This is a genomic window from Rhodopseudomonas sp. BR0C11 (genome assembly GCF_010820945.1).
Lineage (GTDB): Bacteria > Pseudomonadota > Alphaproteobacteria > Rhizobiales > Xanthobacteraceae > Rhodopseudomonas > Rhodopseudomonas palustris_H.
The window spans coordinates 1-6,232 of sequence record NZ_QTKI01000293.1 but is presented as its reverse complement, the minus strand read 5'-3'; the positions used below and the strand labels follow the sequence as shown (position 1 = coordinate 6,232).

The window sequence follows — 6,232 nt, the reverse complement described above, 5'->3', positions numbered from 1 at the left end:
TGCCGAAGGCGAGCTGGGCCGAGCGGTTCGACGCGTTCCGCAAGTGCGTCTGGGGCCTGCTGCTGATCGTGATCGTGCTCGGCGGCATCTATGCCGGCATGTTCACCCCGACCGAAGCGGCGGCGATCAGCGCGGTGTACGCCTTCATCATCGCAGTGTTCGTCTATCGCGACATGCGCCTGCGCGACGTGCCGCGGGTGCTGCTCGGCTCGGCCAACATGAGCGCGATGATCCTCTACATCATCACCAACGCCGTGCTGTTCTCGTTCCTGATGGCCAACGAAAACATCCCGCAGCAGATTGCGACCTGGATGTCGACCGCGGGCGTGAACTGGGTCTGGTTCCTGCTGGTGGTGAACATCCTGCTGTTGCTCGCCGGCAACGTGATGGAAGCGACCTCGATCGTGCTGATCATGGCGCCGATCCTGTTCCCGGTGGCGGTCAAGCTCGGCATTCACCCGGTCCATCTCGGTATCCTGATGGTGGTGAACATGGAGGTCGGCATGTGCCATCCGCCGGTGGGCCTCAACCTCTACGTCGCCTCCGGCATCGCCAAAATGGGCATTACCGAGCTGACGGTGGCGGTGATGCCGTGGCTGCTCACCATGCTGGCGTTCCTCGCGGTGGTCACTTACGTGCCGGAGATCTCGCTGTGGCTGCCGCGGATGCTCGGTATGTTGTAGTTGGTGTCCGTTCGTTTCGGTCTGCTAACAGCACATTACATCTTGGTAAGACGGCCTCGTCTGTCCAATCGTTAAGTTGAAGCCGCCGGGCAGGGCGCTCATCTTCATGGCTACCTTTTGAAGGAGGTTGCCATGAAGAAGGTTCTGCTCGCCGGCGTCGCCGCGCTGGTGTTCGCCGGTTCGACGGCGGCTTACGCCGAGCATCGCGGCTGGTTCGATCATGGCCGGCACGCATTCAGCGCTCAGGATCGCAGCGCGTTCGCCGACGCCAAGATCGCGGCCGTGAAGGCCGGGCTGCAGCTCACCCCCGACCAGGAGAAGCTGTGGCCGCCGGTCGAGGCCGCGGTGAAGGATCTGGTCAAGCTGCGGATCGACCGCGCCCAGGCGCGGATGAAGGCCCGCGACGACGACCGCGAGCCGCGTGACGCCGATCCGGTGGCACGGCTGCGCGACCGCGCCGATTCGATGGCCGCGACCGCGGCTGCGATGAAGAAGATCGCCGACGCCGCCGACCCGCTCTACAAATCGCTCGACGATAGCCAGAAGCGCCGCCTGCGGGTGCTGACCCGGATGGAGGGCGGCGGTTTCGGCTGGCGCCATCATCACGGCTTCATGCACCGCGACCGGGACGGCGACGACGATCGCGGCCCGCGCTGGGAGCGCGGCGGCCGCGGCCCGATGATGGACCGCCACGGCCCGATGGACGATAGCGACGGCCCGAGCCGGCTTTGACACAGACTTCGACAAGGACCTCCGGCGGCCGCATAAGCCGCCGGAGGCCACTTCCAGATTCACCTTAGACCGCCTCCGACAGCCGTCATGCGTCCTCGGAAGAGCACGAGCCGGTCGTTTGGCAGGTCCTGGCGCGGCGGGCATCGGATTGTGGGAGAACAGGAGGCTTCGGCAGGAACGCACCGCCGTCTCGGCCTGCTTCAAACGCGCAGAAACTGCTGCCGTTTTCGCGACCCGAAGTTTCTCCCCACAGACGTGAAAAAAGTCGTCCGCATTGCTGGACATCCCCGGTGGGCTTTGCTAAACGACGCCGTCCCCGCAAGGGACCCAGCCGAAACGGCTGCGGGCGCATAGCTCAGTTGGTAGAGCAGCTGACTCTTAATCAGCGGGTCCTAGGTTCGAGCCCTAGTGCGCCCACCAAATTCCCCAGTGAAATCAATGCCTTAGACGGTGGCGTTGCTTCCCCTGGTTGGCGGGACATGTGTTAAACGAGTAAAACGCGAGAATTTGACACCCATTTTGTAGCTGAACAATGATTCAGCACCTTCGTTGCGCGTGTACTTGAGGCCCTGATCGTGTGCTTGGGCGAGGGCACTTGTAGACGAAACGCCTGCTATTGCTGATCGATTTGAATTCTCCACGTTTACTCGAAACAACTGAGTAAATCGAACCGTGACGGCGTAGATCGTTGGAGCAGCTGACAAGTGCTCAGCTGCTCTAGGAAAACATGATATATTACAATTTGTTAGCTGAGCAGTAGGCCGTAAATGCGTATTTTTGGTCACCGAGCGGAAATTTTGAGCTGAACAAAACGTTCGAAATCAGATTCCTTCCTTTGGACCGTGCCGACACCAGCAGAGCTTTTCGACGGCACTCTTGGCCAAAGCAGCGTGAGTATTACTCACCTTCTAACCCTGGGGAAGACGCCCTTTGGAGCGCTGGAACAAAACAAGAACATAGTGTATGGGTGGCTGATGGAGTTTGATTGTTTCCTCAACCCCTGCGCGACCTTGCTAAAGTGGTCTGATTTTGGCTGGGGGATCGAATGCCAAGCGCATATCATATGGTTCACTATAGAAAGCATGTTTCTGGAGACCCGAAGAAGACACTAGAGGGATTGTGCCGGACTGCGCTCTCCGCTGTTGACGCGAGCGGGGCCTCCCTTTGGAAAAGGGTAGGCGATCGGTTCTTCGATGTGCCGCAGGAAAACAGTAAGAAGGTGCTTTTGAACAAGGTTGCCGATCTGAAGAGCGCCGTGTTCGGAGAGATGTGCTTGGTACAAAGCGATGGCATGCAAGCCCTCCTTGAACTGACCACAGCCAGCGTCAAACTTTCCGAGTTGACCACCGCGGAGATCTTCAAACTTCAGGAAGCGAGTGCGCCGAGAAACTCACAGTTCATTCGGGGAATGGTCTACTGGCTTTGCATCAAAGACCATGTGCTCTTCGTGAAGACTCAATCAATGACTGCAGAGCTTCTGCGGCAGTACATCGAATGGCTCTTGAAGGACGCCGGCTCAGTCCTGCCTTCCTCTGCAACCGTCAAGCTACAGGCAGAATTTGATCGTGCTACCGTTGGTGGCGACATCGGCGAGATTAAGAGTGTGAGAGTGAGTGGGAATGCTGCTCCATATCTGATGAGTGTTGCCCAACCAGAGCTGCCCGCGGGGATCACGAAGAAGGTGCAACGTACGGCTCGCAAAATAGCTGATCGGTTGGTCGAAATGCAGCAGGCGCTTCCTATAGTTGAAGCATTGTTCGGGAAGGACAGAGCAAATTCATTGGTCGAAAGTCTCGGGCCAAACGAGTACTTGGCCGTTGATGCTTCAGTCAAGATCAGAGGCAGTCGCACAGTCGAATCACGCGAGAAGATGCAAGAGCTTGCTAACGAGGTGGCTGATCTGACGGACGGCAAAGTTCAAGTAGAGGGTAGCGATGGGAAGGTGTCCGATGACGACGCAATCCTTCGAACCAAGATGCCGTTCGATCTGCCTCACGAGGGAAGTAATTTTCTGAATTTCGAGAACGTCGCCGATCAATTGCAGGTCGTCTACTCCAGGTTCGTGGCGGATGGAAAGATAACCTAGTGGCAAGACTCGTTACTCTCTGTTGCGTCGCCCTGTTAGGTCTTGTATTTGGCCGGTGGATGACGCTTGCCCTTTTGAAGGATGTTACACAGCCCCTGATAGTTGCGATTTCCATCATGTGCGCCGCTCTGCTCGTCCGTTTAAATCGTGGAATGCCGACCTTGGATTGGCAAAGTCTCGAGCCGGCAGAACGGAAGGTACTAACTTATCGAGTACTGGAGCTATCTCGCGAGTATATGTCCGTTCTTGCGTTGCAGTTTCTCACGTTGTTTGTTCTTCTTGCTCTTTCTTTGATAAAGGAAAAGACTTTCACTGGTTGGGCCAACGGCCCCACGGTTGTCCTAGCTTTCGTTGGAAGTCTCTTGGGCCTTTGTTTAAGCAGGATGGGGTATATTGTGTGGCGCGACACGGACATCGTGAGGCTACAGAAAAAACTGATTGATGAGAGCGCCGATCGGCAAGCGATCGATAAGGCTTCTAAGGAAGCCCTGGAAACCGTAAATACGATCCGAAGTTCTGCCTTAAAGGAAACTTCTAAGCCCGAGGTGGTATCTTGGCCTGACACGGGCGGCAAAGGGACCACAGGATCTTGATATCCAAGATGGAAGCTTCCGCCCTTGATCGCATTCATCTGACGCGGTTTAGTCAGTGACCAAACGCCCAGTGGAACCACAATGCGACCTTGCGGCGTTGGAAGTTCCTTTGACAATCTGGTTGTAAGTTATTGAAAGATAATGGTCAGCTTTCGACGGCTGATGAAAAGTGAATTTCATCAACGTATTGATTTTATTGAGATAATCGTGTTTTGGGTTGGAGACTCTTAATCAGCGGGTCCTAGGTTCGAGCCCTAGTGCGCCCACCACTTCAACCTCCTCATATGTTGAATGGTGTTAAAACACGACCGACGTGCAGATGCACGACGGCTTTGTTTTTCCTGACCAAACCTAAGCAGACGCTCGAGCGTATTGGCTTGATCTCCGTACGTCGCAATTCGCGCCGATCCTCTGTTGAGCAGCGCGTACGATTGATCCTCCCTAGACTGAGCCGATTGGTGTCGGGGGAGGCGGCTACATCGACTGTCTTTGGTACGCGAACATACGATCGCGACTATCGTTCGCCAAAACTCATCACATAGCAGATCGAATCTTTGCCAAGTGCAGCTATCAGCAAGCTGCTCGACGTTGCGCGATCCGCAAATTAGTTCCGTTCGAGAAGGTGCGGGGCTCTCGATCTCAGCAGCAATTTGAGCCCGATGATCAACGTGTGGAGCAGCTTGCGTGCACGGAATCATCGGCGGTTCATTCGAGCGAGGGCGCCTCGGTGTCCTGGTTGGCGTTCTGCGCAACGATGCGCTGCATCATTGCGACGAATTGGGTTCGCTCGCGTGCCGACAGGCCTTGCAGCGTCGCTTCATGGGCGGAGCGGGCGGCGCCTTCGATCTTAGACAAGAGATGAGCGCCGGCTTTGGTGAGGCGGCACAAGCGGGCGCGGCGGTCTTCGGCGTTGACCGGCCGCTCGACCAGGTGGCGCGCTTCGAGGCGTTTGAGTGCGCCGGTGGTCGTGGTGCGGTCGAGCGCAATGTCAGCCGCGAGCGTTGTTTGATCGGCGGTTTTGCGGGCCGCGAGCGCAGACAGCAGGCTGTATTGCAGCGGTGTGACTTCAAATTCAGCACATGCCTGCTGAAACAGCGCCACATGGATCTGGTGCAAGCGCCGGATCAGAAAGCCGGGACGCTGGGCCAAGGGCCAGTGTTCGTGCGCCGCCTCGACCGCGCGGAAATGCTTCTGCCGCAAGCGTTTCTCTCCATCTCTGCAAGCTGAACGGCCGGCGCCGCGCAGCGAAAATCAGTAACGCGATTCTCTACGTCCTTGGTCTCTTAGACTTTGGCATAAGCCTTGCTAGATGCAAATGCGAAGCATGCTTCGTAATTTTGGTCAGGTTTGTGGAGAGCAGTTCGATGTCGGTGAGTGCCAGCTTTGATCTTCTGTTGCGTGGCGGGCGCGTGATCTGCCCGGCGTCCGGCATCGATGGTGTGATCGATGTCGCGGTGAGGGGCGGCAAGATCGCCGCCGTGCAGAAGGACATTCTGCCGTCGAGCGCCAAGGAGATCGTGGACGTCGCCGGCCAGCTGGTGCTGCCCGGGCTGATCGATACGCACGCGCACATCTATCAGTATGTGTCCGGCCGCTTCGGCATGAACCCCGATATGGTCGGCGTGCGGTCGGGCGTCACTGCGCTGATCGATCAGGGCGGCCCGTCCTGCATGACGCTGCCGGGCTTCCGCCACTTCATCGCCGAGCCGGCGAAGTCGCGGGTTTATGCGTTCCTGTCGGCTTACCTCGTCGGCGGTCTCGAGGGCCATTACTACCCGCAGCTCTACAGCCCGGAGGGCGTCGACATCGACGCCACCGTGAAGGCGGCGCGCGCCAATCCGGACATCGTGCGCGGCATCAAGGCGCATGCGGAGATCGGCGGCTTCGCGCGCTGGGGCATTCGCGTCATCGAGATGGCGGCGGAGATCGGGCGCCGCGCCGAGCTGCCGGTGTATGTGCATTTCGGCCAGCTCTGGGGCCTGCCGGAGAGCGGCGCCAATGGCGAAGACGCCGATACGATCCTGACGCGCGTCATTCCGCTGCTGAAGGAAGGCGACGTGCTGGCGCATCCGTTCACCCGCCCCCCGGGCGGCTTCATCAATCGCGAAGGCGTCGTCCATGCTGTGATCCCGGCGGCG

General features: G+C 58.1%; 5 protein-coding genes, 1 tRNA gene and 1 pseudogene. 6 read left to right on the top strand and 1 reads right to left on the bottom strand.

Annotated features, from left to right (window positions below):
• The 5 genes from DYI24_RS19110 to DYI24_RS19090 form a co-directional block, all read left to right on the top strand.
• The coding region (locus DYI24_RS19110) for a TRAP transporter large permease (RefSeq protein ID WP_164573430.1) at positions 1–683 on the top strand (683 nt) is incomplete at its 5' end.
• Between the two features lie 132 nt (positions 684–815).
• Positions 816–1,415 (top strand): Spy/CpxP family protein refolding chaperone, encoded by a 600-nt coding sequence (locus DYI24_RS19105; protein ID WP_164573429.1) that lies wholly within the window; start codon positions 816–818, stop codon positions 1,413–1,415.
• Between the two features lie 344 nt (positions 1,416–1,759).
• A tRNA-Lys gene (locus tag DYI24_RS19100) sits at positions 1,760–1,835 on the top strand.
• A 625-nt stretch (positions 1,836–2,460) separates the two neighbouring features.
• On the top strand, positions 2,461–3,501 hold the full coding sequence (locus DYI24_RS19095) for a hypothetical protein (protein ID WP_164573428.1): 1,041 nt from the start codon (positions 2,461–2,463) through the stop codon (positions 3,499–3,501).
• A gap of 59 nt (positions 3,502–3,560) precedes the next feature.
• The gene (locus DYI24_RS19090; protein ID WP_164573427.1) at positions 3,561–4,094 is read left to right on the top strand and encodes a hypothetical protein; all 534 of its coding nucleotides are present in this window, start codon (positions 3,561–3,563) and stop codon (positions 4,092–4,094) included.
• A gap of 705 nt (positions 4,095–4,799) precedes the next feature.
• Here DYI24_RS19090 and DYI24_RS19085 read toward each other — a convergent pair.
• Positions 4,800–5,294: a MarR family winged helix-turn-helix transcriptional regulator gene (locus tag DYI24_RS19085; RefSeq protein ID WP_246701303.1), complete on the bottom strand. Its 495-nt coding sequence runs from the start codon at positions 5,292–5,294 to the stop codon at positions 4,800–4,802.
• Positions 5,295–5,458: 164 nt separating this feature from the next.
• On the opposite strand from DYI24_RS19085, the pseudogene DYI24_RS19080 reads away from it, so the two are divergent.
• Positions 5,459–6,232 (top strand): annotated as a pseudogene (locus DYI24_RS19080) (amidohydrolase/deacetylase family metallohydrolase); the annotation flags it as partial.

Bases quoted from the DNA above. Each gene is read 5' to 3' on its own strand.
- DYI24_RS19105 (WP_164573429.1), top strand. From the start codon at position 816: ATGAAGAAGGTTCTGCTCGCCGGCGTCGCCGCGCTGGTGTTCGCCGGT.
- DYI24_RS19095 (WP_164573428.1), top strand. From the start codon at position 2,461: ATGCCAAGCGCATATCATATGGTTCACTATAGAAAGCATGTTTCTGGA.
- DYI24_RS19090 (WP_164573427.1), top strand. From the start codon at position 3,561: ATGACGCTTGCCCTTTTGAAGGATGTTACACAGCCCCTGATAGTTGCG.